Genomic DNA, 26,805 nt, shown 5'->3' on the forward strand with positions numbered 1-26,805 from the left:
CGCGGTCGGGTCTCACCCCACGGTTATCGGTGGCTCCCTCTTCGTATTTGAAGCTCAGGTGACGACAGCGTAGATGAACAGAAACCCGAAGTAGAGGACGACGAGTGCGCCGAGCGAGACGAGGCGGAACCGCTTGAGGTCGGCTTCCTCGTCCGCGTGGGCGTCGCGGTACGCCTCGCGTTCGGCCTCCGAGAGCGCGTCGACGTGGTTCAGTCCGCGGTGGAGCGCGAGATGTCGCTCCTCGACGAACGGGTCGCCGCAGTGGCGACAGCGGAAGGCCGCCTCGTCGTCGCCGGCGCGTCGCTGATTCGCCGCGTGGGCGGAGACACCGGCGGACTGTCGGTGATTTTGGTGTTGGGTTCGTGTTCCGTTCGCGCCGTCGTCGCTAACCGGTGACTCAGTCTTCGGCGCGTCGGTGCCGTCGGTGCCATCAGTGCCGTCGCTGTCGTCGGTACGGTCGGTTCGCGGTGTCGAGTTCGAGTCGGTCATATGTAGGGGGGCGTCGCGGGCGGTTCGCTGACGATCCAGAGGCTGACCATCGTGTACAGCACCATCACGACGGTGACGCCGTATTGGCTGTGGATGGCTTGGAGGCGGTCGGGAAACAGTTCGTACGCCGCCGCGTGAGCGACCCAGACAGCGATGAGGTGTCCCAGCAGGACGAAGAACAGTTCGAGGCCGCCGAACCACGACGGCAACGCCGCCAGCGTGAGCGGGTTCTGCGGCGGCGAGAGCGTCGACAGCGTCACAAGGTCGACGAGCGTCGAGCCGCCGACGTCGAGAAGTGTGGGCGACAGCGACAGCATCACGCCGAGATTGTGCGCGAGGTGGTAGCCCGCCGCGATGGCGAGCAGCGACGGCGCGAACCGCTCGGCGAGGTACTCGGTGGTGTAGTACGTCTCGGCGTAGCGCCGGGCGAGTCGCGCCGACCACCAGTAGACGCGGAGAAAGAGGAGAAATCCGAGCAGGTAGACGAGCAGATAACCGAGAAGCGGCGGCGTCCCGAGACCGACGAGTTCGATGACGAACCACGCCCAGAGGTTCGTCCCGACGAAGCCGTCGTACGTAGTGACGTAGACGACGGCGACGACGAACGCCACCTGGTCGCGGCCGACGACCAGCCCCGCCTCCGAGAGGCCCGCTCCCGGCAGGCGAAACCGGAGTCCCTCCTCGGTTCGGTCGAGCGGTGCGGCGTGGCCGTAGAACTCGAACGTCCGCGAGATGGGATCGACCGCGCCGAACCACCGGTCGGGTCCGAAGACGACGCTTCCGAGGAGCGTCACGCCGGTGTAGGCGACGATGACCGCCGCGAGCGCCCGCGGCTCGTCGCCGATGGGCGCGACGACTTCTACGAAGATGAGCGTCAACAGGCCGGCGACGGCGGGCCACGCGCCGTACCGCTCGGGTAGTTCGCGGTCGAACGAGGGGAGCAGTTCGGCGAGCGCGCGAAACGGGTTCAGCGTCGGCCAGGTGTTGCCGACGAGGTAGACGGAGGCGACGTAGCCGCCCCACCAGCCGACCCAGACGACGAGAATCGCGAGGTTCCGGAGTTGCGTGTCCGGGCCGACGAAGCCGACGTACACCGTGAGGACGAGCACGCCGACGCCGACGAGTCGCCCCGCCAAGCGGAGGAGACGCCCCGGCGACGGGAGCGTCCCGCCCCAGTCGTGAATCGAGCGGATGAAGCGGCGGTCGGTGACGAAACTGGCGAGCAGAAACGACGCGCCCACGGCCCCGCCGCCGGTGAGCAGAAAGAGCCACGTCGGAATCTCCAGCGTCCCCGGCGCGGCGCTGCGGACCGCCCCCGCGTGAGCGGCGGCGACGCCGGCGGCGGCGACGATCGCGCAGAGCCAGAGGGCGATGACGGCGGCGGACGCCGCGAGTCGATACGCGGTCGGTGGGCCGTCGCGGCGACCGACCGAGCGGGGACGTGGAGCCATCGCCGAAGATAGGGCGAGTCACCACGAGTAAGTTGCGACTTCGCGCCACTTGTCGATGGTCGAACCAACCGTAGGCGGCCGCCGCGTGCGGCGCAAGTAGGGAGGTTTTTTAGTGGACCGACAGCAACTCACGGGCATGAGTACGCAAGAATCACACGAGGACCACGGGCACCACCTCCCGGCCGTCGAGGACTGGCCGCGAGGGTTCGGCGAGGCGTCGTGGTGGCCGTTCGTCACCGCTATCGGGGGCGCAGGGCTGTACGTCGGCGCGGCGCTGTACATCATCGCGTCGGGCAACCCCGACCTGCTGCCGGCGATCGCCGGTCCGGCCGTCTTCGTCGGCAGCGTCGGCCTGTTCCTCGTCGGCATCTACGGTTGGGTGTACCACGCCTTCGTGAGCCACTTCTGGTCGCGCGACACGAGCGCGAACGGGTCGCTCGCGCTGAAGTGGGGGATGGTCGCGTTCCTCGGCTCCGAACTGGCGACGTTCGGCGCGGTGTTCACGTACTACTTCTTCATCCGCGCGGGGACGTGGCCGCCCCAGGAGCTCCCACACCTGCTCAGTTCACTCGTGCTGGCGAACACGGCGCTGCTCGTCGCGTCGAGTTTCACGCTCCACTGGGCGCACGTCGCCATCCGCCGCGAGAACCGCCGTCAGTTCATCCTCGGCCTCGTCGTGACGCTCATCCTCGGCGTGGTGTTCATCGGCGGACAGGTGCTGGAGTACTACGAGTTCATCCAGAACGAGGGCTTCACGCTCACGAGCGGTATCTTCGCCAGCGCGTTCTTCGGTCTCACCGGCCTCCACGGCCTGCACGTGAGCCTCGGCGCGGTGCTTCTCGGCATCGTGTTCGTCCGGGCGCTCGCCGGGCAGTACTCCGCCGACCGCCACGTCTCGGTCAGCACCGCCTCGATGTACTGGCACTTCGTCGACATCGTCTGGATCTTCCTCGTCGTCGTGCTGTACGCCGGTGCCGTCGTCGGCGGCGCGTAATCACTGACGAACGCCGACCCGCGTTTTTCGCCCGTCTCGCTCCCGAGCGACGGCGTCACGTGACGGTCACGGTACGCCTCCGTCGGCCTTCGCCGTTCCGAGTGCCTTCGTTTTTAAGCGCCCGTCGCGCAAACGACGGGTAGATGCCTGATTCGAGACGTCGGGTGGTGATTTTCACCGTCGCCGCGATAGCCGTGATGTTCGCGTACGCGTTCGCCTACCAGTACGCGATGGCGACGTACGAGGGCGTACAGATGGGGTACGTCCGGGCGCTGGCCATCGTCGTCGAGACGTTCACCACGACCGGCTACGGCGAGGACGCCACCATGTGGTCGTCGACTCCCGTGTTGTTGCTGGTGATGGCGATGCAGGCGACGGGCGTCGGCCTCCTGTTCACGACGCTGCCGCTGTTCGTCGTACCGTTGGTCGAAGAGGCGCTGGCGACGGCCCCGCCGACCGAAGTCGACCTATCGGGCCACGTCGTCATCTGCGAGTTCACGCCGCGCGGCGAGACGCTCATCGACGAACTCGAGTCGCGAGGCGTTCCGTCCGTCGTCGTCGTCGGCGACAGAGAGCGAGCCGAGCAACTGTACGAAGAGGGGCACACGATCGTCCACGGCGACCCCGAGGAACTCGACACGCTCGAGGCGGCCTCCGTAGACGACGCGCTGGCGCTCGTCGCCGACGCCGACGACGAGACGAACGCGAGCATCGTCCTCTCGGCGAAGGAGCTCCGAGACGACGTGCGCGTGGTGAGCGTCGTCGAGAACGACGAGGTAGCCGACTACCACCGCTACGCGGGCGCAGACGCCGTCCTCTCGCCGCGGCACGTCCTCGGCGAGAGCCTCGCCGGGAAAGTGACGACGGCCGTCACGACGGAGATGGCCGACGCCATCGTCGTCGGCGAGGAGTTCGGGGTGGCGGAACTCATCGTCCAGCGCGACTCGGAGCTGGTCGGCCAGACGGTCGCCGAGAGCGAAATCGGCGTCCGGACCGGCGTCAACGTCATCGGCGCGTGGTTCCGCGGCGAGTTCGTCAGTCCGCCGTCGCCGGACGCCGTCATCGACGAACACACCGTGTTGCTCGTCGCCGGTATCGAACGTCAGCTGTCGGCGCTGAAGGAGCTCACGCTGTCGGAGTCGCGCCGACACCGACGCGGCCAGGTACTCGTCGTCGGACGCGGCGCGGTCGGCGCGACGGTGTCGTCCGCGCTGGCGAAAGCCGACGTGCCGTACGTCGTCGTCGACAAGGAGGAGAAACCCGGCGTCGACGTGGTCGGCGACATCACCGACCGCGAAACGCTCGAAGCGGCTAACGTTCACGAGGCGAGGAGCATCGTGCTCGCGCTGAACAGCGACACGACGACCATCTTCGCGACGCTCGCGGTGAAGCAGATCGCCCCGGACGTAGAGGTTATCGCCCGGGCGAACGAGACGGGGAGCGTCGGCAAGCTCTACCGCGCCGGTGCCGAGTACGTCCTCTCGCTCTCGACGGTGAGCGGACGGATGCTCGCCTCGAATCTCCTCGACGAGGAAGTCATCGCGCCGGACACGCAGATAGACGTGGTCCGGACGCGCGCGCCGCGGCTGGCCGGGCAGACGCTGGCGGAGGCGGACGTTCGAGCGCGGACGAACTGTACCGTCGTCGCCGTCGAACGAGACGGCGAGTTGCTGACGGATCTCGGCGCGCAGTTCCACGTCCGCGAGGGCGACGGACTCGTCATCGCGGGCCTCGACGAGGATGTCAACCGGTTCAGCGAACTGCTCGGCTAGTCGAGGGGGACTGTCAGCGACGCTCGGCGCGCGTCCCCCGCCGATGCGACCCGACCGACTCCGTGGCGACCGGACTCAGCGCCAGCACCCACGCGGCGAGCATCACCGCACCGACAGTCTCGGGCAGCGCGAGGCCCGGCCCCGGAAACCGCCCGGCGGCCCACGCTGCCCACGAGAGCAGGTGGGCGACGGCGAGCGCCAGCGAGAGTCGACCGGTCCTCGCGCGTCGGCGGACGACGCCGTCCGCGCCGAGCGTCGCCGTCAGAAGCAGGTAGAACGCCACCGCGACCGGAAAGTGCGGCGGCGTCTCCATCGGGAAGACGCCGACGAGACCCATCGCGACAGCGGTGAGCGCGAAGAGGGCGGCGACGAGACGGGCGGCGTGCGTCGTCGCCGCGGCCCACAGCGGAACCGCGTACGGGAGTGCCAACAGCGCGCCGAGAATCAAGCCGCCGTTGAACAGAAGCGCCGTCGCCGGGTCGACGCCGAGTTCCGAGAGCGCGTCGCGCGGCCACGAGAACCACGCGGCGACCGCCGCCGCCGTCAGAATCGACCCGAGCGTGACGACGGGAGCGACTCGACCGGTCCGGCGCGCGAGTTCGACGCGTTGCATCGTCGGGTATCGAGACGAAGCGACCATAGTGGTTGCGTATTTGACTTGTTCGGTCCAGTCGTCGAACCGCCGAAACAGTTCTGTTCCGCGAGCGAGGAGTTGTTGGTATGGGGACAGAGGAGACGACCGCCACGGGGTCAGGGGAACTGCACGAGACCTACGTCGCCGCGCTCCAGCACGGCTTGGTCGAACTTCCAGAAGAGGCGCGACTGGTCGGCGTCGTTCGCCGCCCGACGCGGTGGTTCCACGCCGCCGTCGACGAGAACCGCCCGACGCTCGGGCCGCCGGAGGCGCTCCTCGACGAGTTCGCGCGGGAGCGAGACGACCTGAAGATGGCCGGTCTCTGCGATGAGGGCGCGCACAACGCCGCGTGGGAGAACATCGACTTCGAGGGGCGCTATCGGGAGTACCTCGAAACTGAGGAACCACAGCCGGCGCTGGAGTCGCTGACGGCGGACCTCCGCGCGGGCGACGAGGTGGCGCTGGTCTGCTTCGAGAACACCGAGAAGAAGCGCTGTCACCGGACAGTCCTCCGAGACGCGCTCGCCGAGCGCGCGTGACCGGCGCACGGCCCCGAGTCGCCGAATCACCACGGCCAATTTGATATGTGCCCCGACAGAACGTACGGACGGATGACACTCGACACGCCCGGGGGCGACCCCGTCCCCGACTTCGGCTTCGTCGCGGAGGGTTCGACGTGAGCACCCGCACCGACTCGGCGCTCGCGCCGATACGAACCGGTCGCTACGCCGAACTCGCACTGATTCTCGCGACCGTCGTCGGCGTCGCGGCGACGATGGTTCACTGGGCGGGTCTGCTCGTCGGCGGCGCGCTCGTCGGTCTCGTCGCCACCTCGGTCTCGCGCGCCGTCGTCAACGGCCTCACCTTCGGCTTGGTCGTCCTGTTCGCCTTCGCGGCGTGGATACTCGTCGAGGGGTTGCCCTCGGCCGCGGTGGAACTCGGAGATATCTGGGCGCTGGGCGTCGTCGCGGCGTTCGTACTCCCGTTAGCGGCTGCCGTCGCGGTTCGGGCGCTGAGCTGAAGCGGTCCCTGGCGTCTCGAACGGCGCTCTGGCCATAGAAATTATAGTTCAAGCACCCTATAAGAACGTGTGTCCGGGAGTACTCGCGCCCGTCACGAGAGCGCACTCGCCAGCCTCCGCCGCCGTCTCGCGGCGTTCGCGGTCGTCGCCGCGCTCGCGACGTGTCTCGCCGGCGGCGCGCTGTTGGCGTCCCGTCTCGCGGCGGCGACGGTCGGAGCGTGGCTCTTCGTCGCAGCCGCGGTTCTCGCCGTCGAACTCGGGTGGGCCACCGGGCAGCTCGACCGAAACCGGCGGGCGGGTGAGACGCTGCTCGCCCGCCTCGGGACCGGAAATTTCGTCACGCTCGGTCGGGGGGTGTTGCTCGCGTGGGTCGCCGCGTTCGTCGTCGTGGACTGGACCGACACTGCCGCGCTCCTGTGGGTTCCGACCGCGCTCTACGGCACCGCCGCGGCGCTCGACGCCGCCGACGGCGCGCTCGCGCGTGGAAACGACCGCGTGACCGGCTTCGGCACGTCGCTGGACCTCGAATACGACGCGCTCGGAGTGCTGGTCGCCTGTTCGGTCGGAGTCGTCGCGGGTCTGCTGCCCCTCTGGTATCTCTCGATCGGTCTCGCGCGCTACGCGTTCGGCCTCGCCCGCTACCTGCGTCGCCGCCGCGGTGTCCCCGTGTACGACCTGCCGCCGCGCGTCAGTCGCCGCCCGCTCGCAGGACTCCAGATGGCGTTTCTCGCCGCCGCTCTGTCGCCGGTTCCCGACCCGTCGGTGAGAACCGCCGGAGCGACGGTGTTCGGCGGGGCGCTGCTGCTCGGGTTCGGCCGCGACTGGCTCTACGTCTCCGGTCGCGTCGGCGGCGACACGAAGAGTCCGACCGAACACGTCGTCGACTGAGCGCGCGGCGAAACCGACTTACTCTCGCAGCCGGCCGTAGACGTCGAGGTGATGGGCGACAAACGAGAGCGCTTCGCGTTCGACCGCTGCGTGTCGCTCGTCGACCCACGCGTCGAAGCCGTCGACGTCGCCCGCTTCGCCGACAGACTGCTCGAAGAAGGAGAGCAGGTGGTGCAGAAAGTACGCCTCGTCGCCCGCGTACGGCGGGGTGACCACCCAGTCGGAGCCGCCCGCCGCGAGCACCTCGCCGCCGAACTCGGGGGCGGCCGCGAGCAGTTCTCTGCCCGTCCGACTCCCGCCGGGACGCTCCTGCGCGTCCATCGTCGCGTGGTAGGCGGCGACGATTCGGGCTTGGAGTGCGGGGTCGGCGGTCGGCGAAAAGCCCGTCTCGCCGTCGAAGGTGACCGGGAAGTACCAGCGACCGTCGTCGGCGAGCGCCGATAAGAGGGCGGGGAGCGCCGAATCGAGGTCGACGATATCGAGAAACGCGGCGGCGACGACGAGGTCCCAGGGTTCCTCGACTTCGGCGAGAAAGTCGAAGGCGTCGGCGGCGACGAACGAGACGGCGATGCGCTCGGTCTGCGTTTCGAGGACGAGGTCGGCAGTCGTCTCGTCTCCGTCGTTCTCCTCGACGGCGTACCCCGACTCTGCCGCCCACTCGACGCACCGGTCGTACCCGCGTTCGAGACTCGCTTCGTCTCTGTCGACGAGCGTGTAGGAGACCCGGTCGGGGAGGCGATTCCAGTCGAGCAGCCGGCGGAGCATCGACCCGAGACCGCCGCCGACGTCGAGCACGCGAACCTCGCCGCGGGCGGCAGCGACGTCGGCGAGGCCCGCGGCCACCGCGTCGAGCGTCGGGCGGTGGAGCGCCCGGTCGTCGATGCGCTCTTTCGCCGCGAGATAGCGCTGAAACGAGTACGACTGGGGACGTGACACGGCCGTAGGTCGGCGGCGGGAGGCAAAGAGCTACTGACGGCGGAGACGGTTCGACCCCAGACGCGGCGGCAGTCGAAGGCCGACGGGCGGCTGACGGGCGACTGACAGCTGTCTGCGCGTCCGGAAAGTATTTGCTTCGGGTGCGGTGAAGTAGCATCAAATGGACAGCGACGTAATCGAGATAGTCACCGGGTGGGAGGAGCGACCGTTCGGCGGCGGGTTCGCCGGTCTCTCCGACCTCGCGGCCGCGGGATTCACCGGGGCCGTCAGCGCCGACATGGCGTGGGCGTTCTTCGTCAACGGCCGCGTCGTCGGCGTCTTCGAGGGGACCATCGAGTCCTTCGAGAGCGCCGAGGGAACCGCCTACACCGCACCGGACCCCTCGCTGCCGCTGCTCTTCACCATGCGAGAGCAGGGCGGCGAGACGCGGGCGAGCTACTACACGAACGAGACGTCGATCTCGGAGGCCGACGCCACGCTGAAGTCGGGGAAGTTCACGGGATACATCGAACTCTCCGAGAACGTGCTCTCGGGCGACTACTACGTCGTCTACCACGGCGGCAAGTCGATGAGCGCCGCGTTCGTCGGCAACAACCGGACGCTCCTGACGGGCGAGGAGGCGTTCGAGCGCGCCGACGACGAGGTGGGCATCTTCGAGGTGAAAGCCGTCGACGTCGACATCGTCGAGATTCCGGAACCCGAACCGGAGCAGACGGCCGAGAGCTTCGACGCGGAAGACGACGACCAGGAGGACGTGACGTTCGGCGCTGTCGGGGCCGCCGACTCCGAGGCGGCGACGGACGAGACGGCGGAGGAAACGACGGCCGCTTCGGAGTCGTCCGACCCGCTCTCGGATCCCATCGCCGAGACGGAAGAGGTCGCCGCCGCCGAGGCGGCGACGGACCCGACACCGCCGGAAGCCGAGGCCGCCCACGCCGCGAGCGAGCAGGCGAGCGACGAACCGGCGACCGCAGACGCCGAACACGTTTCGGCGGAGGCGCCCGAAATCGACGAGGAGGAGGACGGCGAGACCGCCGCCACCGTCGACGACCCCCAGCGGGCCGATACGGCCGCCCAGACGCCCCCCGAGTCGCGCGAGCCCTCGGACGAGTCCGGAGCCACGTCCGCAGACGCGAGCGCGAAGGCCGCCAGCGGTGCCGTGGACCCCGACGTGTTCTCCGAGGAGGCCGAGTGGCGTAACGCGAAGTCGATACCGGCGCTGGACCCCGAAGAGACCGAGGTGAACGAGCCGTCGGGCGACGACGAACGACAGCGACGACGGATACAGCGCCGCCGACAGGCCGCGCGGACCGACCGCACTCGTGACGAGAGCGCCGCCGCGCGGGGTCGACAGGGCGGCCAGTCCCGACAGGCCGCCGCACAGAAGCAACAGTCGACCGCCGCGAGCGGCGAACTCGAACAGCGTCTCGAACGCGCCGTCGCGGCAAAGAAGACCGCCGAGACCGAGCGCCAGCAGACCCTCGAACGGCTCTCGACGGTCGAGGCCGAACGCGACGAACAGCGCGAACGGGCCGACCGTCTCGCGGAGTCGGTCGAGCGACTGGAAGCCGAAGTCGACGAACTCGAAGCGAAGCTCGCGGCCGCCGAAGCCGGGAGCGGCGACGAGGGGTCCGCGCCCGAGCGGACCATGGGCCGAAGCGAGGCACTCGACGGAACGAACCTGTTCGTCCGCTACGGCACCAAGAGCGGCGGGACGCTGGAGAAAGCCCACGGGGGCCAGGCCGACCGGAGCGACGTCGTCGAGAACCTCCGTCTCGAACACCACACGCGCTTCGAGACCGACGGCCTCCACGTCGAGGGCGAACCGTACGAGACGTTCCTCGAAGGAACCGTCGAGTACGGCTTCGTGAAGTGGGTCGTCGACGACCTGCTGTACGAGATCCGCGACACGGGCAACGTGGCCGCGATGCAGGAGCTGTTCGACGCGATTCCGAAGATAGACCGCGCCGAACTCGGCGGCGACGTCTCGGTGCAGTTCGTCGAGGACGGCGAGGAACACCGCGAACAGCGGACGTTCGACGTGGTGCTGCGCGACCGGATGGGGAATCCGCTTCTGGTCGCCGACGTCAACGATTCGCGGGCGGCGGCGTCGGAGGCGATGATGTCCTCGCTCATCCAGAACGCCGGGCAGGTCGCCGAGACGAGCGACTCGCTGGGCGCGTCGTTCCTCGTGACGACGAGCTACTTCGAACCGGAAGCGTTAGAGACGGCGACCGACGCGACGGGCGGTGGACTACTCAGTCGTGGCAAGCGAAAGAGTCTGGTCCGACTGACCCGAAAGCGGGGATTCCACCTCTGTCTCGTCGAGACCCGTAACGGCGATTTCCATCTGAACGTCCCGGAACTCTGAGGAAAGGTTATCCTTCGACTTCGACCGCGTCTTCGATCTTCATCGTGTCGAGTTTGTCGACGATCTCGTCGAGTTTGCCGTCGAGTTCGTCGACGAACTCGGCGGTCCGCTCGGTCGTAATCGCACCCTGGCTCGACGGCTCGATGAGGTTCTCCTCTTCGAGGACGCGCAGCGAGTAGCGGACCTTGTGGTGGGGGTAGCCGGTCTCGTTCGACATCTTCACGATGCCGATGGGTTCGTTCTCGATGACCATCTTCAGGACTTGGAGGTGCCGTTCGAGCATGTCCACCTCTTTTTCGAGTCTGTCTATCATGCCATTTGTTAACTTGTCTTTGTCCCCTTTAAAAGTTGCTGTCCGAGCCAACGAGAACGGTGAGGGTTGTCAATGTACAACACGTCTGTTGTTAACCGTTTGGATTCGCTACGAGGCGTCAATAAATACACATTCGTGTTCAGCCACCGGTGAGTCAGCGGTTGACTGTGCGCACCTATGTTCATTTTTCGGCGACGGACCGTAACCGGTTTAGCGAGCGCCGCAGAATCGGCGACTATGACTGTCACAATCGTCGGCTCACAGTTGGGCGACGAAGGCAAAGGCGCACTCGTCGACCTCTGGGGCGGCGATGCCGACGTTGTCGTCCGCTATCAGGGCGGCGACAACGCCGGACACACCGTCGTCGAGGATGGCACCGAGTACAAACTCTCGTTGGTCCCAAGCGGCGCGGTGCGCGGCAAAATCGGCGTGCTCGGTAACGGCTGCGTCGTCAACCCCCAGACGCTGTTCGACGAGATCGACACGCTGCGCGAACGCGGCCTCGACCCCGACGTCCGCGTCGCCAAGCGAGCGCACGTCATCCTCCCGTACCACCGCCGACTCGACGGCATCGAAGAGGAGGCGAAGGCCGACTCGGGCGTGAAGGTCGGCACCACCGGCCGCGGCATCGGTCCGACGTACGAGGACAAGGCGGGCCGACGCGGCATCCGCGTCGGCGACCTGCTCGACCCCGAGATCCTGCGCGCCCGACTGGAGTACGTCGTCCCGCAGAAGCGCGCCATCGTCGAGGACGTCTACGGGCTGGAGGCCGGCGACGAACTCGACGTCGAAGCGCTCCACAAGCAGTACACCGAGTACGGCCGTCGTCTCGCCGAGGAGGGGATGCTCGTCGACTGCGGCGACTTCCTCTACCGCCGCCGCGACGAGGGCAACAACGTGATGTTCGAGGGTGCGCAGGGCACGCTCATCGACATCGACCACGGCAACTACCCGTACGTCACCTCCTCGAACCCGACCGCGGGCGGCGCGGCCACCGGCTCGGGCGTCGGTCCGACCGTCATCGGCCGCGGCGAAGTCGTCGGCATCGTCAAAGCGTACCTCTCGCGCGTCGGCGAAGGGCCGCTGCCGACTGAACTCGACGGCGACGAACACGAAGAGGAGCTCGCCGACTTCATCCGTGAGAAGGGCGGCGAGTTCGGCACCGTCACCGGTCGTCCGCGCCGTATCGGCTGGCTCGACATCCCGATGCTCCGCCACGCCTCGCGCACGAGCGGCTTCACCGGCATCGCCGTCAACCACGTCGACGTGCTCGCCGGCCTGGACGAACTGAAGGTCGGCCACGCCTACGAACTCGACGGCGAGGAGATTCGGACGATTCCGTCGACCACCGACGAGTGGGCTCGCTGTGAACCCGTGTTGAAGGAGTTCGAGCCCTGGCCGGAAGTCGACTGGACCGAAGTCGCCGAGGAGGGCTACGAGGCCGTCCCCGAGACCGCCCGCGACTACCTCGACTACCTGAGCGAACAGGTCGACGCGCCCGTCTACGCCGTCGGCGTCGGACCGGACCGCGAGCAGTCGGTCGAACTGGCGAACCCGTTCGAGTCGCAGTAGACGGCCGAGAGCGTCGAATCGAACGTCGCCGTCATTTTTCCGTAGAACCACCCGACAGTTCGCCGGACCGACACGCTCTTGCCGGTTCCACGAGTGCGGCCGCTATGTTCGTCTCACCGACAGCGAGCAACCGGGCCGCGTCACCCGGACGGCCCGGAGAGTCCGGACCGCTCGGGAGGAACCGATGAACGCGTTCCGTCTCGTCCCGCTCTCCGAGGCGCTTCGAGGGGCGATTCCCCCGGAACTCGCCGAGTGGTTCGTCCCGCTGACGGAGCTCGGCGGCGTCGCCTTCTCGCTCGCGTTACTCTGTCTGCTGTACTGGCTCACCGACCGCGAGCGGGCGGCGACGCTGACGGCGCTCGTGTTCGGCGGGGCCGCCCTCGTCGTCGGACTGAAGGGTGCGTTCGCGCTCCCGCGACCGCCGGTGGAGACGGCGCTCGTCGTCGAAACCGGCTACGGTTTCCCGAGCGGGCACGCCGTCATCGCAACGGTGTTGTACGGTGGACTGGCGGCGCTCGTCGACGTCGGTCGCCGCGCGGTTCGCTACGCGGCCGCCACCGTGCTCGTGGTCGTCGTCTCGCTGTCGCGGGTCGTCATCGGCGTCCACTACGTCGGCGACGTGCTCGCGGGCGCGGCGCTGGCGGCGGCGTTTCTCTGGGTCGCGCTCCGAGTCACTCGCCGAGAGCCCTTGCGGGCGTTCGCCCTCGCGGCCGGCCTCGGCGCGGTCGGGTACGCGCTCGCCGGACCGACGGTCAACGCCGTGACGGTCTTCGGCGCGAGCGTCGGCGGCGCGCTGGCGTGGTACGTTCTCGAACCGGCCGCGCGTCCGGCGTCCCGATTGGAGGCGGCGACGCTCGCGCTGGTCGGCCTCCCGGCGGTCGTCGGCATCCGCGTCGCCACCGAGGCGGTCGGGGCGCTCTTCCCGCTGGTGTTCGCGCTCAGCGTGCTGCTGGTCGGGTTCATCGTCGCGTTCCCGGTGGTCGTGTCGGAGCTCGGCGGGCAGGCGGGCGTCGCGTCTCGGTGAGCGCGTGGCCCTGGTGAACGCATTGTCCGGGAACGTCGGGTAACCCGCACGCTTTTTATTCGGCGCTTCCCACCGTTCGGACGATGAAGGAATCCCTCATGGACGTTCTCTGCGATCCGCTCGACAAGAGCGACCTCGAACTGGAAGTCGACGAGAGAGACGGCGACGAAATCGTCGAAGGCCGCCTTATCGGGTCGGAGACGGGCGAGGTGTACCCCATCGAGGACGGCATTCCGAACCTCCTGCCGCCGGACATGCGCGACGAGTAGCGCCCCCGTTCCGGGTTAAAATTGTCTGGGACCGACCTGTAACGCCCTGTATCTTTTTCCCGTCACGTACTGAGTGAGCAGACATGCCACAGACGCTCCCCGTCGAAGTGAACGGCGAGCGACTCCACGCCGTGGACGCGCCCAGCGAGTTCACGACCGCGGGGTCGTTCGTCGTCGACCTCGCCAACCGCGGCGAGTCGGTCCACGTCCACCTGCGCCTCGGCGAGGCGCTCTCGCGCGTCGCCCGCCTCGACAGCGGTAACCACTACGTCGAACGCGGATCGAACCTCCCGATTCGCATCGCCGTCGACGAGTCGCTCGACCGAAGCGTGACCGACACCGTCGAGATCTCGGCGGGCTACGGTGCGGAGAAGACGACGGTCAGCGTGACGGTCGAACCGCCGCAGGACGAGCCGGAAGTCGCCGTCGACGAGCGACTCAGTCGCCCGTCGGGCGCAGAGCAGGCCTCGAAGCCCGGACCGCTCGACGACGTCCGCGACAGCGTCGGCGACGTGGGCGTCGTCCCGTTGGTCGGCGTCGGCGTCGTCGCACTGACCATCGCGCTCGGCGTCGGGATGGTTCTCGACAGTCCGGCCGTCTTCGTCGCCGTCGGCGTCGCTCTCGGCGTGTCGCTCAGTTTCGCGGCGAGTCACCTCCGCTGAATCCGTTTTTCACTCGCCGTCAGTCTCCGTCGGCGTCCCCGACAGGTCACACTCCCACCTTTTCTTCAGTCGGTCGCTACGCTCCCTCCCTCAAAAATCTGGACCAAAAGCCGCCGAGTTACTCACCCTTCGTCGACGTCCCCGACAGATTGCCGTGCTCGTCGAAGCGCTTCGCCCGCAGGAACCGCGCTCGGTAGCGGTTCGCACCCTCGTTCACGTCGGCCTCCCGGATCTCGTCGGTTCGGCCGTCGGCGACGGCGTCGATAATCTCTTCGACCTGCGCTTTCTCGCTCGGAGTGAGTTCGAACTCGTACGTTTTCGACTCCTCGCGTTCGAGCGTCGTCCACTTGCGGGCGGCGGCGACGACGAGCGAGCACGGTTCGCGGCAGGGGAAGACGCCGTCACCCCGCTGGGCGTCCAGCGGGGTCTCCTCGTCGGCGTCCCACATCCGGCGCTTGAGACACTGCGAGTCGACGCAGCAGGACTCCGCGATCCACTCGACGGCCTCCTCGTCGAGCTCGTCGACGACGTCGTAGATGCCCGTCTGGCGCTCTGCCGTCTCGTCCCAGTGGGTCACGTCGAGGCGACCCTCTCGCTCGCGGTACCAGTTCGGAATCGTCGCCGGGTAGACGACGTCGACCGTCTCGACGAGCGCCCGGCCATCGAGGTCGGTGAACGCCCACCCGTCGCGGAGCGTCGGCGCGGTCTTCAGCGGGCGGTAGCGGCCCTTCTCGTCGTAGGTGACGATGCTTCGGGCCTCCAGCGGGTCTGCGTACACGTCGAGCGACGAGAGGTCAGCGACGGCGTCGGCGACGTGACGGAGGTGGTAGCGGCGCTCGCCGTGGTCGGCGACGGTCGCGGTGACGCAGAGTTGGCCCCACTCGCGGCTGATGCCGTCGGCGAGCGCCTCGTAACGCTCGGGGACGCCGTGGTCGTCGGCGCGCTCGGCCCATCGGAGGAACGCGCGGCGGGCGCTGCCCCCGTCGCGGTGAGCGGAGTCGGTCTCCACCTCCTCTCGGTTACCGAGGCCGGCCTCGCGAGTCCAGTAGAACCAGTTCGAGACGTACCACGGGTTCGACTCGGCCACCTCGCGGAACTCGGCTTCGGAGAGGCCGGTGCGCTCGGTGTGCGGGGTGCGGAACTCGTAGCCGTCGTCCTGACCGGTCGCGTGCAGCCCGTCGAACTCGACGCCTCCGTCGACACCTGCGGCCTCGACGAGCGCGTCGAGCTGCCCGGCGTGCATCAGTCACCCGCCGCGGGCGTCCCCCGCGTTCGCTCCCGCACTATTTCGACGGCGTCGCCCACGTCCGCGCCCGCCTCGGAGGCGCGTTCGAGCACCACGTCGGCCATCAGCGCCTCGGTGCCGACCGCGCCGGCGTACCAGATGCGGTGGCCGTCGACGTCGGCGGGGACCGGGTAACCCTCGCGGTAGTCGTCGGTCAGTCCCACGTCTTCGGGGATGTCCTCCTGGGTGTGGAAGCCGTCGGCGATGAACAGCGGGACGACGACCACGTCCTCGCTCTCGAAGTGGTCGGTCACGTCGTCGACCTCCGGCGCTTCGTCCATGTACAGCGCCTGCACCTCGTCGAAACGGTCCATCTCGCGGATGCGGTCGGCGTGGTACTCGATGGCTTTCGCGCTGTTTTCGTTGCGCTCGGTGCCGTGGCCGACGACGGCGAGACCGAACCCCTTCCCGACAGTCGGGTCGCCGGTCACCGACTCCGCGCGGCGGACGAGCACGTCGGTCATCGACTCGTGGGTGCCGACGGGGCCGCAGTAGCGGACCCGCTGGTCCGTGTCCGTCGCGGCGAGCGTCGCGTGACTGGCGCTCAGGCCGTCGGAGTCCCACTCGGAGACGTCCCAGCCGTCGAGACGGAGTTCACGAGGAATGACCTGCTCGGTGAAGTACCCCTCGCTGATGAACATCGGAACGACGAACACCTCGTCGGACTCGACGGTGCGAAGGACCTCTCTGAGCGACGGTTCCTCCTTCCAGAACCCGGTCTTCACCTCGTCGAACGCGCCGACGTCGCGGATGGTGTCCGCGTGGTCGTAGGTCGGGGCGCTCGAATCCGGGTTCAGGTGGGACCCGTGGGCCACGATGACCAGCGCTTGCATGTCCGACGCTGAGGGCGCGACGCTCTTAGGGACTTCGGGTTCGGTGGCCGAAGCTGATTCCGTTCGGGGGTTTACTCGCTATTTCTCCGGGGTTCGGAGGACCGTCGTCAGCGGGGAGTCGGAGTTGTTTCCAGCGCGGTTCAGGCGTCGATGCAGACGCCGGTTCGGGGGATGCAGATGTGGCTGCGCCGACCCAGCGACCGGCGCGCGGCGAGCACGCCAATCGTCGCCAGCGTCGCCACGCCGACGCCCGCCAGCAGGAGGAGCGTCGCCATCGGGTAGGAAGCGACGACCATCGCGGCGAACGCGACGAGGAGGAAGACGAACGTCTGCACCACCGATTCGGCTGTCGTCGGGAGCGGTTCCGGTTGTGTTCTCATCACAGGTAGAGAGTGGCCTCCTACCGGCATAAGGGTAATCTGAATGATGTTTCTGTAGCCGATGTTACTGAAATTCGCTTCAGTCGACGGCGCGACAGCGACCCTCAGGATTTTTGGTAACTCCCTGTGAGTCGCGGTCATGTCACTGGCCGCAGAGACGCGCGAGGCCGCCCGCGAGCGACCGTTTCTACTGACCGCGCTCCGGGCGGGCGTCGTCAACTACGCCGCCGCCGCGTCGTCGCTGGACCTCGACGGCGACACAGAAGCGATTGCCACCGCGCTCCGACGCTACGCCGAGGAGTTGCCGCCGCTAGAACTCGGAGAGCGAAACGCTCGGGTGACGATGAAAAGCGGCGTCGGCGTCGTCGACGCGGCGGACGCGGAGACGACGGACGAGGACGCGCTGGCGAGGCTCGGCGGGCAGTCGGTCGTCGCCGACGCCGGGTCGCAGACGGCGATTCTGGCGACCGGCGAGGTCGACGCTGACGCGCTGACGACGGTGCTCGGTCGGTTGCAGACGGCCGAAATTCCGGTCGACGCGGCGGCGACAGTGGGCGAATCGTTGCTCGTGGTGGTCGAGCGTCGGGACGGAGTGAACGCGGTTCGGATCGTCGAGGCGGCGCTGGAGGCGGTTTCGATCGCGGGCGGCGAGTAAGCGGCGGTTCTCCCAGTCGATTAGCTCGCGCGTACCCGTCGAAACACGCGGCGGTTCGTCGCGGACGTGCTCTCTCGGGGTTGTCGGGTCCGTTAGCAGTACTCCTCATAGGGAGCGCAGCGAGGGAACCGGACGGCGAGTTCTCGGTCTTCAATGTGCGCAGAACTGTCAACCGACCCAAAGGTTATTGAGATACAGTGCGATTCTAGCTGGCGCGCGATGTGAGAGCATGAGCACGACGAAAGCAGAGACGGACAACACGACGGAACAGGGCGGACAGGTCGACCTCAACGATATTCGGCAGCGAGCGGCCAGTCAGACCGAAGATCTCATCGAACGTCCGCTCGACAGCGTTCACGCGGTCGAATACGACGACGAAGCGAGACAGTGGCGCACGCTCGTCGACGTGGTCGAACGGAGGTCGATTCCGGATACCCAAGACATCTTGGGCGTGTACAGAATCGACTTCGACGACCGAGGGAACGCGATGTCGTTCGAGCGACTACGGCGGTATCGGCGTGGAGACCGAATTTCGTTCACCCACTGAACCGAGCTTCGCCGGGCGCAGTCGTCCCCACAGACGATGTGTGTCTGGTACTCCGCTGAGAGGGGTCACTGTCGGTGACGCGGAGAAGGAGCCGAACGACACCCCCGCCACCCCCTCGCACAGTTCTGAAAGGCCTAAATCCCATCCCGGACAATCCCCGCACCATGACGCTGTCCGTGACCAACACCCTGACGGGCGAACGCGAGGAGTTCGAGCCGGGCGATCCCGACGACGTGCTGCTGTACGTCTGCGGGCTGACGGTTTCGGACGACGCCCACCTCGGCCACGCCCGGGTGTGGACCCACTCGGACGTGATGCACCGCTGGCTGGCCCACGAGGGCTACGGCGTCCGTCACGTCGAGAACTTCACCGACGTGAACGAGAAGATAGCCGCCCGTGCCGGCGAGGAAGGCCTCGGCGACACGGAGGAGGAAGTCGCCGAGCAGTTCATGGCCTCGGTCATCGAGGACATGCGCGGGCTGAACCTCCTGCGCGCGGAGGTCTATCCCCGAGTATCGGAGCACGTCCCCGAAATCGTCGACCTCATCGGGACGCTCGTCGAGAGGGGCTACGCCTACGAGTCCAACGGCTCGGTGTACTTCGACGTGACCGAGTTCCCCGACTACGGGAAGCTCTCGAACCAGGATATCGAGGAGATGGAGGCGCAGGGCGAGGCCGAGGAGCGAAGCGAGAAGCGCCACTCCGCCGACTTCGCGCTCTGGAAGGCCGACGGCGTCAGCGACGCCGCCATCGCCGAACACCGCAAGGACGACCGGCCCGTCGACGAGTCGACCGACCACGGCGAGACGTGGGACTCGCCGTGGGGCGAAGGGCGACCCGGCTGGCACATCGAGTGCTCGGCGATGTCGATGACGCACCTCGGCGAGACCTTGGACATCCACGTCGGCGGCCACGACCTCGTGTTCCCGCACCACGAGAACGAGATCGCCCAGAGCGAGGCCGCGACAGGGGAGAAGTTCGTCCGCTACTGGCTCCACACGGGCTTGCTGGAGACCAAGGGCGAGAAGATGAGTTCGAGCCTCGGCAACTTCTTCACCGTCTCCGGAGCGCTCGACGAGTTCGGCGTCGACGTCGTCCGGACGTTCTACCTCTCGACGGGCTACGGCTCGAAGCAGACGTTCAGCGAGGACGCGATGGCCGAAGCCGGCGAACGGTGGGAACGCCTCGAACGCGCCTACGAGACAGCCAGCGACCGCCTCGACTCGACCGACGCGCGGACGAAAGTCGATGACGACAGTCTGCGAACGACGGTTGCCGAGACGCGCGAGGAGTTCGCACGGGCAATGAACGATGACTTCAACGTCCGCGAGGCGATGGCCGCCCTCTTGGAACTCGCAGCGGGCGTCAATCGCCACGTCGAGAACTACGACGAGTACGATTACCGGGGTCTCCGCGAGGCCGTCGAAACGTTCGAAGAGCTCGGCGGCGACGTGTTCGGCCTCACCTTCGGCGACGAAGCGGGCGGCGACGTGAGCCTCGCCGACGACCTAATCGAACTCGTTCTCGACCTCCGGGAGTCCGAGCGCGAGGCGGGCAACTACGAGCGCGCCGACGACCTCCGCGACCGACTGAAGGCCATCGGCGTCGAGGTGCAGGACGGCGACGACGGGCCGACGTTCCGGTACTGAGTCGCCGCGACCCGATTCGCCGTCTTGCGAACCGACAGCCTCTTCTTCCTTGCGTCGTGGTAACATCCGACGTGTTCATATCCGCTGGAACGCCTAACCTTCGGTAAGCGCGGGCGTCGCTGGTCGACGTCGGCGCACCACTCCATGAAGTCAGATATCGATTACGAACGGTTGTACGAGGAGGTCATCCCCTCCGTCGTCTCCATCTACGCCGCCGAACGCGGCCCGATGGGCGGCGCGGGGTCCGGATTCGTCTACGACCGAACCCACGTCGTGACGAACGAACACGTCGTCCGCGGCGGCGACGGCGTCGAACTCCGGTTCAGCGGCGGTCAGTGGCGAGAGGGCGAGGTGGTCGGCGTCGACGCCTACACCGACCTCGCCGTCGTCCGCGTCGGCGGCCTGCCGGAGAGCGCGGTACCGCTCTCTGTCGCCACCGAGAATCCGAAGCCCGGTCGCCCCGTCGCGGCGCTCGGCAACCCGATGGGGCTCGACGGCTCTATCAGCGTCGGCATCGTCTCCGGGTCGAGTCGGTCGATGCCCACCTCCGGCGGCTTCGCCATCCCGGACGTCGTCCAGACCGACGCGCCCATCAACCCCGGAAACAGCGGCGGACCGCTCGTCGCGCTGAACGGCCGCGAGAACGGCGACTCGTCGGCGCTCTCCTACGAGGTCGTCGGCGTCAACCGCGCGAAGCAGGGCGACAACATCGGCTTCGCCGTCTCGCCGGCCATCGTCTCGCGCGTCGTGCCGGGACTCGTGGCGGACGGCGAGTACCGCCACTCCTACCTCAGAGCGCGGACGCTCGACGTGACGCCCACGGTCGCGCGGGCGAACCGACTCGACGAACCGCGCGGCGTCCTCGTCGTCGACGTGGCCGCGGGGCCAACCGGGGGCGACGCGCTCCGCGGGTCGCGTTACTCGCGGACCGTCCGCGGACGGGACGTACCGGTCGGCGGCGACGTCATCGTCGGCATCAACGGCCGCACGGTCAACTCGCACGAGCAGTTGATGCACTACCTCATCACGGAGACGCGCCCGAGCGAACCGGTCGAAATCGATGTCCTACGCGACGGCGAGGAGGAGACGTTAGAGGTGATTCTCGGCGAGCGGCCGACGCCGAGCGATAGACGCCCGCGGCGGCGCAACGGCCGCGGCGAGCGCATCCCCATCGACTGAGCGGGCGACATACGGCGGTTTACGACGGTCTACGGCGGTCTACGGCGGTCTACGACGGTCGAAAAGACTACAGTTCGACGTCGAATCCGAGGGTCATGGGCCACTGTCCCCACTGCGAGACCGACCAGCGAGAGCTCGTCGAAAGCGACACTGACCTACGGTTCGCCGACGGAACGGTCTGGGAGTGTTCCTCGTGCGGCGCGATTCTCGGAGTCAGTCAAGTCGGGGTGTAGCTCACCAGCTGGCGACTTCCCCGACGAACGCTACGAAACCACCGAGGAGCCCCGCCATCTGAATCCAGTTTCCGACGGAACCGCTCCAGTTCGGCGAGATACCGAGATACGCGACGACTGGAACGAGTCCGACAATCGCACCGAGCGGGTAGAGCAGTCGCCATCTGAGTGTCGAAGGAAGAAACTCGCGGCGGATGGTCACGGCGACGACGAGTCCTGCTACGAGAGCCGGCGGAAAGATGAGGAGTAGGCGTAATCCCATCCCACCTTCGTACCTTGGTTCGGGTGTGAACGGATACGCAGTGAGAGCCACGTAGAGCGAATACGCGAGAAGCACAGCAGCGAGAACGAGAGCTACTGTAGAGGACCAATGGAGGTTTTTGAGCCGGTGAGTAGAACCGTTCATGGATGTCTGCTCGGTGAACGGAACAAGTACGTTCCGGCTGCGTAGTCGGTGTGATACAAGGCGAGATTACCCGCCCGAACGCCGCTACTCCGTCCGCGGGATGGCGTACGCCCCGGCAGCGAAGAAGGCGACGGCGAGTGCGGCGACGATAGCGAGGTTGACGGCGACGACGGAGTCACTCAACCCGGCACTCTCGTACGTCAGCGCCCGCACGCCGCGCGAGAAGTACGTCAACGGCGAGAGATTCACTATCGGCCCGAACCAGTCCGGCAGCAACTCGGGCGTGACGAACGTCTCCGAGAGGAACAACAGCGGAAGTGCGATGGTGTTACTCGCGGCGATGACGCCGTCCTGCGAGTCGGCGACGCTGCCGAGTACGGCACCGAGGCCGCAGAACACGACGACGCCGAGGACGACGAACGGAATCAGGAGCAGGAGATCAGCTGAGAGCGGAATCTCCGCGCCGGTCACGACGACCATCAGCGCGAGGATGAGCAGCGCCGCGAGGCCGATGATGACGACGTTGACGAGCGTCTGCGCGAACAGCCACTCGGTGCGCGAAAGCGGCGTCGTCGCCAACTTCTCGAAGCGGCTCCCCTCGCGGTGGCGGGCGATTTCGCTGCCGACGCGCGACAGCGGCGTGAACAGCACGACGGTCGCCAGATAGCCCGGCACGTAGTACGCCTGCGGTTCAGCGAACAGGCCGCCGCCGGTCGGTTGGGTCTGCACCAGCGCGCCGAAGATGAGCACGAGGATAATCGGGAAGAAGAACGTGAAGAACACCGCCGTCCGCCGGCGGAGAAAGGAGTTCCACGCCGCGCCGAACTCCGCGCGGACCCGTCCGGTCGCCGTCATCGGTCGCCCCCCGAGCCGGCGGGAGCGCCGGCGTCGACGGTCTCGGCGTCTTCGGTCTCTCCGGTGTCGGCGGAGTCCCCCGTGACGGTCGGTCGGTCGAGCGCGCCGAACTCGTCGCCGGTGAGCCGCAGGTACACGTCTTCGAGGTTCGGCTGTTTCCACGTCAGCGCGTCGTAGCGGACGCCGGCGGATTCGAGCGCGTCGACGGCCGGGCCGATGGCCGCGGGGTCGACGTCCCGGAAGACGAGTTCGTCGCCGTCGGCGGCGAGGTCGAACTTCGAGTTCGCCTTCGAGAGCGCCTCTGCCGCCACGGACGGCGACGTCTCGGGTCGGACGACGAGTCGGTTCTCGCCGCCGTACTCGTCGACGAGCGAGTCGGGCGAGCCGACGGCGACGAGCGTTCCGTCGGCGAGCAGGCCGACGCGGTCGGAGAGCCGTTCGACCTCTGCCATCGAGTGACTCGTCAGAAAGACGGTCGTCCCCCCCGCCGCGAGGTCGTCCAGAAGCGCCCAGAGCGACCGGCGACCCGCGGGGTCGATGCCGGTCGTTGGCTCGTCCAGAAAGAGCAGGTCGGGGTCGTTGACGAGCGAGACGCCGACGCAGACGCGGCGCTGCTGTCCGCCCGAGAGGTTCTCGTACCACGTGTCGGCGGCGTCGGTCAGGCCGACGTCCGCCAGCACGGCGTCAGGGTCCCGCGAGTCGTCGTACAGTCCGCCGTAGTAGGCGACGAGTTCGCGGGCGGTGAGTCGCGCCGGCGGCGAAAAGGACTGCGGGAGCAGGCTCACGCGCTGTTTGTCCGCGCCGGCGGGGTCGCCGCCGAAGACGTGAACCGTCCCGTCCGCGCGGGTCGTCCCGGTGAGCGCGCGGACGAGCGTCGTCTTTCCCGCGCCGTTCGGGCCGATGAGCCCGAACACCTCTCCAGCGCCGACAGACAGCGAGACGCCGGCGAGCGCGACGGTCTCACCGTACTGTTTTCGCACGTCGTCGGCGACCAGTACCTCGTCCATACTCGAACTCGGCGCGTTCCGGCCGTAAGGATTCCCCTTCGGTCACGCCGCTGGTTCGACTGTCGAACAGAGTTTGACGAGCACGCGGTCAGTCAGTCGTCACCTTCGGGTTCGACGGCATCTGCCGCCTCGGTCGCGGCGTCGAGGGATGCGGCCTCCCCCTCGCCGAACGCGTCGATGGCGACGGTTCGCTCGGTTTCGGCGGCCTCGTACGCCGCTTCGGTGAGCGCCGTCACGCGGATGGCGTCCGTCGCCGGAATGGCGAGTTCGGCGTCGCCGCGGACGGCGTCGACGAAGTTCTGGAGTTTCGTCTCGGTGAGCTCCTCGAACCCCGGTTCGCGGGCGTCCTCGGCTTCGACCTCGCCGCCGGACTCGACGGTGAGCGTGTCGTCGGCGAGGCTGATTCGGCCCTCGGTGCCCCAGAGGTGCAGGCCCTCGCCGGGAGCGGGGGCGCTGCGACCCGCGCCGGAGACGCCGACGCTCGCGGAGACGCGGTCGCCGTCGCGGTCGAGCGTCACCGCCAGCGCGCTGTTGACGTCCACGTCGTGGCCGCGGTCGTCGACGGCGGCGGCGACGGAGACGGGGTCGGTTCGGGTCGTCCATAGCAGCGCGTCGAGCAGGTGCGACCCGGAGTCGTACAGTTGACCGCCGCCCGACAGCGCCGGGTTGCCGCGCCACTGCCCCTCGGCGACCGAAATCCACACCTGTTCGAGGAAGCAGACGGCCATGTGCAGCTCGCCGATCGCGCCCTCGTCGATGAGGCGGCGAATCTTCCGGAACCGCCAGTCGACGTGGCGCTGGTAGCCGACCGCGAGCGTGAGGTCGGCCTCGTCGGCTCGCTTCCGGAGGTCGCGGGCGTGGCCGAGGTCAGTCACCATCGGCTTTTCGAGGTGGACGTGGACGCCTCGGTCGAGACAGGCGCGGGCCTGTTCGTAGTGCAGCGTGTGCGGGGTGACGATACAGGCGGCGTCGGCGTCCTCGGCGTCGAGCAGCTCCTCGTACGACTCGTACGTCGGGACGTCGTGTTCCTCGGCGAACGCCTCGCGGGCGTCCGGGGAGACGTCCGCCCCGGCGACGAGGTTGACCCCGTCGAGGGCGGCGAGCGTTCGAAGTTCGAGGCGGCCGAGGTCACCGAGGCCGATTCCTACGACGTTCACGAGCGTCGAATCGTGGGAACAAGTATCAATCCGTCGGAGTCGGCACGGGTGTGTCACCTCAGTCGATACGTTTCCGGTACTCACAGCCTTTTGCCCGATGCGTCCGAGCGGTCGGTATGGAGTACCGACAGCTCGGGTCGACGGGAACGCGCGTCTCGTCTCTCTGTTACGGCACGTGGCGATTCGGCATGAAGAGCAGCGGCGAGTACGAGACCGACCGCGACGAGGCCCACGACCTTCTCGACGCCTACGAGGCCGGCGGCGGGAACTTCATCGATACGGCGAACGTCTACGGCGACCCCAACGGGACGAGCGAGGAGTGGATCGGCGACTGGCTCGCCGAACGCGACCGCGAGGACTACGTGCTCGCCTCGAAGGTGTACTTCCCCTTCGACAGCGAGAATCCCAACGGCCGGGGCTTGTCGCGGACGCACATCCGCAACCAGATAGAAGGCACGTTGGACCGGTTGGGAACCGACTATCTCGACCTCTACTACATCCACCGCTGGGACGAGAACACCCCCATCGAGGAGACGATGCAGACGCTCAACGGTCTCGTCGAGGAGGGCAAGGTGAACTACCTCGGCGCGTCGACGATGGCGGCGTGGCAGTTGACGAAAGCGCTGTGGAAATCCGATGTCAACGGTTACGCGCGCTTCGACGTGACGCAACCGATGTTCCACGCGGCGCAGACCGAAGTCGACGACTACCTCGACGTCTGCGCCGACCAGGACATCGCGGTCTGTCCGTACTCGCCGCTGGCGGGCGGCTTTCTCACCGGCAAGTACGAGCGCGACGACGACGGAAACGCCGTCGGCCCCGACGGGTCGCGCGCGAACCTCGTCGACTACTTCCAGGACGCCTACGTCTCCGGGCGCGGGTGGGAGGTGCTCGACGCCATCGAGTCGGTCGCCGACGAGGTGGACGCGACGCCCGCGCAGGTCGCGCTCCGGTGGCTCGTCGACCAGCGCGAGTTCACCTGCATCCCCATCGTCGGCGCGCGCACCGTCGACCAGATGGAAGAGAACCTCGGTGCCGTCGAGGTGGACCTCTCCGACGACCAGTACGACCGCATCGCCGACGCCCGGACCGGCGGCGAGTCGTAACTTCCCCCGCATCGCCGGCGACTCCACATTTTTCGTTTTCGCCGCCGAACACCCCGTATGGAGTACCGACAACTCGGGTCGACGGGGACGCGCGTCTCCGCGCTCTGTTACGGCACGTGGCGCTTCGGACGCAAGACCGACGGGACGAACGAAACGGAGCGCGACGAGGCCCACGACCTTCTCGACGCGTTCGCCGAGCGCGGCGGGAACTTCATCGATACGGCGAACGTCTACGGCGACCCCAACGGGACGAGCGAGGAGTGGATCGGCGACTGGCTCGCCGAGCGCGACCGCGAGGACTACGTGCTCGCCTCGAAGGTGTACTTCCCCTTCGACGAGGACAACCCGAATGGGAGAGGCCTGTCGCGGACGCACATCCGCAACCAGATAGAAGGCACGTTGGACCGGTTGGGAACCGACTATCTCGACCTCTACTACATCCACCGCTGGGACGAGAACACCCCCATCGAAGAGACGATGCAAGCCCTCAACGGGCTCGTCGAAGAGGGGAAAGTGAACTACCTCGGCGCGTCGACGATGGCGGCGTGGCAGCTGACCAAGGCGCTGTGGAAGTCCGACGCCCACGACTACGCGCGTTTCGACGTCACCCAGCCGCTGTTTCACGCGGGCTACTACGAGGACGTGAAAGAGTACCTCGACGTGTGCGCCGACCAAGGCCTCGCGGTCTGTCCGTACTCGCCGCTGGCGGGCGGCTTTCTCACCGGGAAGTACGAACGCGCCGACGAGGACGACCCGCAGGCCGTGAAAGGGCCCGACGGGTCGCGCGCGAACATCGACGAGCGCTTCGGCAACTACTACGTCTCCGAGCGCGGGTGGAAGGTGCTCGACGCCATCGAGTCGGTCGCCGGCGAAGTCGACGCCTCGCCCGCGCAGGTCGCGCTCCGGTGGCTAATGCAGATAGAGCAGTTCACCTGCGTCCCAATCGTCGGCGCTCGGACCGAAGAGCAGTTAGAAGAGAACATGGGGGCTGTCGAGGTGAGCCTCACCGACGAGCAACACGACCGAATTCTGAACGCGCGCTACGACGAGAGCGGCGGTATCTGGGGGCACTGAGCCGACGGCGCCCGCGGACACGGAGGCGACAGTGCGGACGAGC

General features: G+C 67.7%; 28 protein-coding genes. 16 read left to right on the forward strand and 12 right to left on the reverse strand.

Annotated elements, in window-relative coordinates; translation table 11 throughout:
* Window positions 1-54: 54 nt before the first annotated feature.
* Together LAQ73_RS01310 and LAQ73_RS01315 are read right to left on the reverse strand one after the other, a co-directional pair.
* Window positions 55-489, reverse strand: coding sequence for a hypothetical protein (locus LAQ73_RS01310; RefSeq protein WP_224269461.1), 435 nt, complete (start codon window positions 487-489; stop codon window positions 55-57).
* Entirely contained in the window at window positions 486-1,940 is a 1,455-nt protein-coding gene (locus tag LAQ73_RS01315; RefSeq protein ID WP_224269462.1) for a hypothetical protein, read from the reverse strand. Before LAQ73_RS01315 ends, LAQ73_RS01310 begins: the two co-directional genes overlap by 4 nt.
* A gap of 136 nt (window positions 1,941-2,076) precedes the next feature.
* Here LAQ73_RS01315 and LAQ73_RS01320 point away from each other — a divergent pair, with 136 nt between their 5' ends.
* Window positions 2,077-2,934 carry a cytochrome c oxidase subunit 3 gene (locus LAQ73_RS01320; RefSeq protein WP_224269463.1) on the forward strand — a complete coding sequence of 286 codons (858 nt, stop codon included), beginning with the start codon at window positions 2,077-2,079 and terminating at the stop codon, window positions 2,932-2,934.
* Between the two features lie 143 nt (window positions 2,935-3,077).
* Complete coding sequence (locus LAQ73_RS01325; RefSeq protein WP_224269464.1) at window positions 3,078-4,706, forward strand: potassium channel family protein; 1,629 nt, start codon at window positions 3,078-3,080, stop codon at window positions 4,704-4,706.
* A 13-nt stretch (window positions 4,707-4,719) separates the two neighbouring features.
* Here LAQ73_RS01325 and LAQ73_RS01330 read toward each other — a convergent pair whose 3' ends face one another.
* Window positions 4,720-5,319, reverse strand: a complete 600-nt coding sequence (locus LAQ73_RS01330; RefSeq protein ID WP_224269465.1) for a DUF998 domain-containing protein — start codon at window positions 5,317-5,319, stop codon at window positions 4,720-4,722.
* Between the two features lie 107 nt (window positions 5,320-5,426).
* On the opposite strand from LAQ73_RS01330, the gene LAQ73_RS01335 reads away from it, so the two are divergent.
* From LAQ73_RS01335 to LAQ73_RS01345, 3 genes are all read left to right on the forward strand, one after another.
* Entirely contained in the window at window positions 5,427-5,879 is a 453-nt protein-coding gene (locus LAQ73_RS01335; RefSeq protein WP_224269466.1) for a DUF488 family protein, N3 subclade, read from the forward strand.
* 137 nt (window positions 5,880-6,016) lie between these two features.
* Window positions 6,017-6,361: a hypothetical protein gene (locus tag LAQ73_RS01340; RefSeq protein ID WP_224269467.1), complete on the forward strand. Its 345-nt coding sequence runs from the start codon at window positions 6,017-6,019 to the stop codon at window positions 6,359-6,361.
* Window positions 6,362-6,430: 69 nt separating this feature from the next.
* Window positions 6,431-7,249 carry a CDP-alcohol phosphatidyltransferase family protein gene (locus tag LAQ73_RS01345; protein ID WP_224269468.1) on the forward strand — a complete coding sequence of 273 codons (819 nt, stop codon included), beginning with the start codon at window positions 6,431-6,433 and terminating at the stop codon, window positions 7,247-7,249.
* A gap of 18 nt (window positions 7,250-7,267) precedes the next feature.
* On the opposite strand, the gene LAQ73_RS01350 is transcribed toward LAQ73_RS01345, so the two are convergent.
* Window positions 7,268-8,185, reverse strand: a complete 918-nt coding sequence (locus tag LAQ73_RS01350; RefSeq protein WP_224269469.1) for a class I SAM-dependent methyltransferase — start codon at window positions 8,183-8,185, stop codon at window positions 7,268-7,270.
* Between the two features lie 160 nt (window positions 8,186-8,345).
* On the opposite strand from LAQ73_RS01350, the gene LAQ73_RS01355 reads away from it, so the two are divergent.
* Entirely contained in the window at window positions 8,346-10,556 is a 2,211-nt protein-coding gene (locus LAQ73_RS01355) for a DUF7527 domain-containing protein (RefSeq protein WP_224269470.1), read from the forward strand.
* A gap of 7 nt (window positions 10,557-10,563) precedes the next feature.
* On the opposite strand, the gene LAQ73_RS01360 is transcribed toward LAQ73_RS01355, so the two are convergent.
* Entirely contained in the window at window positions 10,564-10,869 is a 306-nt protein-coding gene (locus LAQ73_RS01360; RefSeq protein WP_117591543.1) for a hypothetical protein, read from the reverse strand.
* A 237-nt stretch (window positions 10,870-11,106) separates the two neighbouring features.
* Between LAQ73_RS01360 and LAQ73_RS01365 the strand changes: the two genes are divergently transcribed.
* The 4 genes from LAQ73_RS01365 (at window position 11,107) to LAQ73_RS01380 (ending at window position 14,396) form a co-directional block, all read left to right on the forward strand.
* Window positions 11,107-12,441, forward strand: coding sequence for an adenylosuccinate synthase (locus tag LAQ73_RS01365; protein ID WP_224269471.1), 1,335 nt, complete (start codon window positions 11,107-11,109; stop codon window positions 12,439-12,441).
* Between the two features lie 184 nt (window positions 12,442-12,625).
* Window positions 12,626-13,465, forward strand: coding sequence for a phosphatase PAP2 family protein (locus LAQ73_RS01370; protein ID WP_224269472.1), 840 nt, complete (start codon window positions 12,626-12,628; stop codon window positions 13,463-13,465).
* An 83-nt stretch (window positions 13,466-13,548) separates the two neighbouring features.
* Entirely contained in the window at window positions 13,549-13,734 is a 186-nt protein-coding gene (locus LAQ73_RS01375) for a methytransferase partner Trm112 (RefSeq protein WP_224269473.1), read from the forward strand.
* Between the two features lie 83 nt (window positions 13,735-13,817).
* Window positions 13,818-14,396, forward strand: coding sequence for a DUF7524 family protein (locus tag LAQ73_RS01380; protein WP_224269474.1), 579 nt, complete (start codon window positions 13,818-13,820; stop codon window positions 14,394-14,396).
* Between the two features lie 118 nt (window positions 14,397-14,514).
* On the opposite strand, the gene LAQ73_RS01385 is transcribed toward LAQ73_RS01380, so the two are convergent.
* The 3 genes from LAQ73_RS01385 to LAQ73_RS01395 all read right to left on the reverse strand — a co-directional run bounded on the left by LAQ73_RS01385 (window position 14,515) and on the right by LAQ73_RS01395 (window position 16,894).
* Complete coding sequence (locus tag LAQ73_RS01385) at window positions 14,515-15,639, reverse strand: DR2241 family protein (protein ID WP_224269475.1); 1,125 nt, start codon at window positions 15,637-15,639, stop codon at window positions 14,515-14,517.
* On the reverse strand, window positions 15,639-16,514 hold the full coding sequence (locus LAQ73_RS01390; RefSeq protein WP_224269476.1) for a CbiX/SirB N-terminal domain-containing protein: 876 nt from the start codon (window positions 16,512-16,514) through the stop codon (window positions 15,639-15,641). The genes LAQ73_RS01385 and LAQ73_RS01390 overlap by 1 nt, the downstream gene beginning before the upstream one ends.
* Before the next feature lie 140 nt (window positions 16,515-16,654).
* On the reverse strand, window positions 16,655-16,894 hold the full coding sequence (locus LAQ73_RS01395) for a hypothetical protein (protein WP_224269477.1): 240 nt from the start codon (window positions 16,892-16,894) through the stop codon (window positions 16,655-16,657).
* Between the two features lie 139 nt (window positions 16,895-17,033).
* Between LAQ73_RS01395 and LAQ73_RS01400 the strand changes: the two genes are divergently transcribed.
* From LAQ73_RS01400 to LAQ73_RS01415, 4 genes are all read left to right on the forward strand, one after another.
* Window positions 17,034-17,549, forward strand: a complete 516-nt coding sequence (locus tag LAQ73_RS01400; RefSeq protein WP_224269478.1) for a DUF7523 family protein — start codon at window positions 17,034-17,036, stop codon at window positions 17,547-17,549.
* A gap of 229 nt (window positions 17,550-17,778) precedes the next feature.
* On the forward strand, window positions 17,779-18,096 hold the full coding sequence (gene gvpO, locus LAQ73_RS01405) for a gas vesicle protein GvpO (protein ID WP_224269479.1): 318 nt from the start codon (window positions 17,779-17,781) through the stop codon (window positions 18,094-18,096).
* Window positions 18,097-18,260: 164 nt separating this feature from the next.
* On the forward strand, window positions 18,261-19,745 hold the full coding sequence (gene cysS / locus LAQ73_RS01410) for a cysteine--tRNA ligase (protein ID WP_224269480.1): 1,485 nt from the start codon (window positions 18,261-18,263) through the stop codon (window positions 19,743-19,745).
* Between the two features lie 144 nt (window positions 19,746-19,889).
* Window positions 19,890-20,924 carry a S1C family serine protease gene (locus tag LAQ73_RS01415; RefSeq protein ID WP_224269481.1) on the forward strand — a complete coding sequence of 345 codons (1,035 nt, stop codon included), beginning with the start codon at window positions 19,890-19,892 and terminating at the stop codon, window positions 20,922-20,924.
* A 234-nt stretch (window positions 20,925-21,158) separates the two neighbouring features.
* Here the strand turns inward: LAQ73_RS01415 and LAQ73_RS01420 are convergent, their stop codons facing one another.
* From LAQ73_RS01420 to LAQ73_RS01435, 4 genes are all read right to left on the reverse strand, one after another.
* On the reverse strand, window positions 21,159-21,563 hold the full coding sequence (locus LAQ73_RS01420) for a hypothetical protein (protein WP_224269482.1): 405 nt from the start codon (window positions 21,561-21,563) through the stop codon (window positions 21,159-21,161).
* Window positions 21,564-21,647: 84 nt separating this feature from the next.
* Entirely contained in the window at window positions 21,648-22,418 is a 771-nt protein-coding gene (locus tag LAQ73_RS01425) for an ABC transporter permease (RefSeq protein WP_224269483.1), read from the reverse strand.
* Window positions 22,415-23,425, reverse strand: a complete 1,011-nt coding sequence (locus LAQ73_RS01430; protein WP_224269484.1) for an ABC transporter ATP-binding protein — start codon at window positions 23,423-23,425, stop codon at window positions 22,415-22,417. The genes LAQ73_RS01425 and LAQ73_RS01430 overlap by 4 nt, the downstream gene beginning before the upstream one ends.
* A gap of 92 nt (window positions 23,426-23,517) precedes the next feature.
* A complete protein-coding gene (locus LAQ73_RS01435) occupies window positions 23,518-24,582 on the reverse strand; it encodes a Gfo/Idh/MocA family protein (RefSeq protein WP_224269485.1) in 1,065 nt (354 codons plus the stop codon).
* Window positions 24,583-24,698: 116 nt separating this feature from the next.
* Between LAQ73_RS01435 and LAQ73_RS01440 the strand changes: the two genes are divergently transcribed.
* A complete protein-coding gene (locus LAQ73_RS01440; protein ID WP_224269486.1) occupies window positions 24,699-25,688 on the forward strand; it encodes an aldo/keto reductase in 990 nt (329 codons plus the stop codon).
* A gap of 57 nt (window positions 25,689-25,745) precedes the next feature.
* A complete protein-coding gene (locus LAQ73_RS01445; RefSeq protein ID WP_224269487.1) occupies window positions 25,746-26,762 on the forward strand; it encodes an aldo/keto reductase in 1,017 nt (338 codons plus the stop codon).
* Window positions 26,763-26,805: the final 43 nt, after the last annotated feature.

The sequence above is a fragment of the Haloprofundus salinisoli genome (assembly GCF_020097815.1).
Lineage (GTDB): Archaea > Halobacteriota > Halobacteria > Halobacteriales > Haloferacaceae > Haloprofundus > Haloprofundus salinisoli.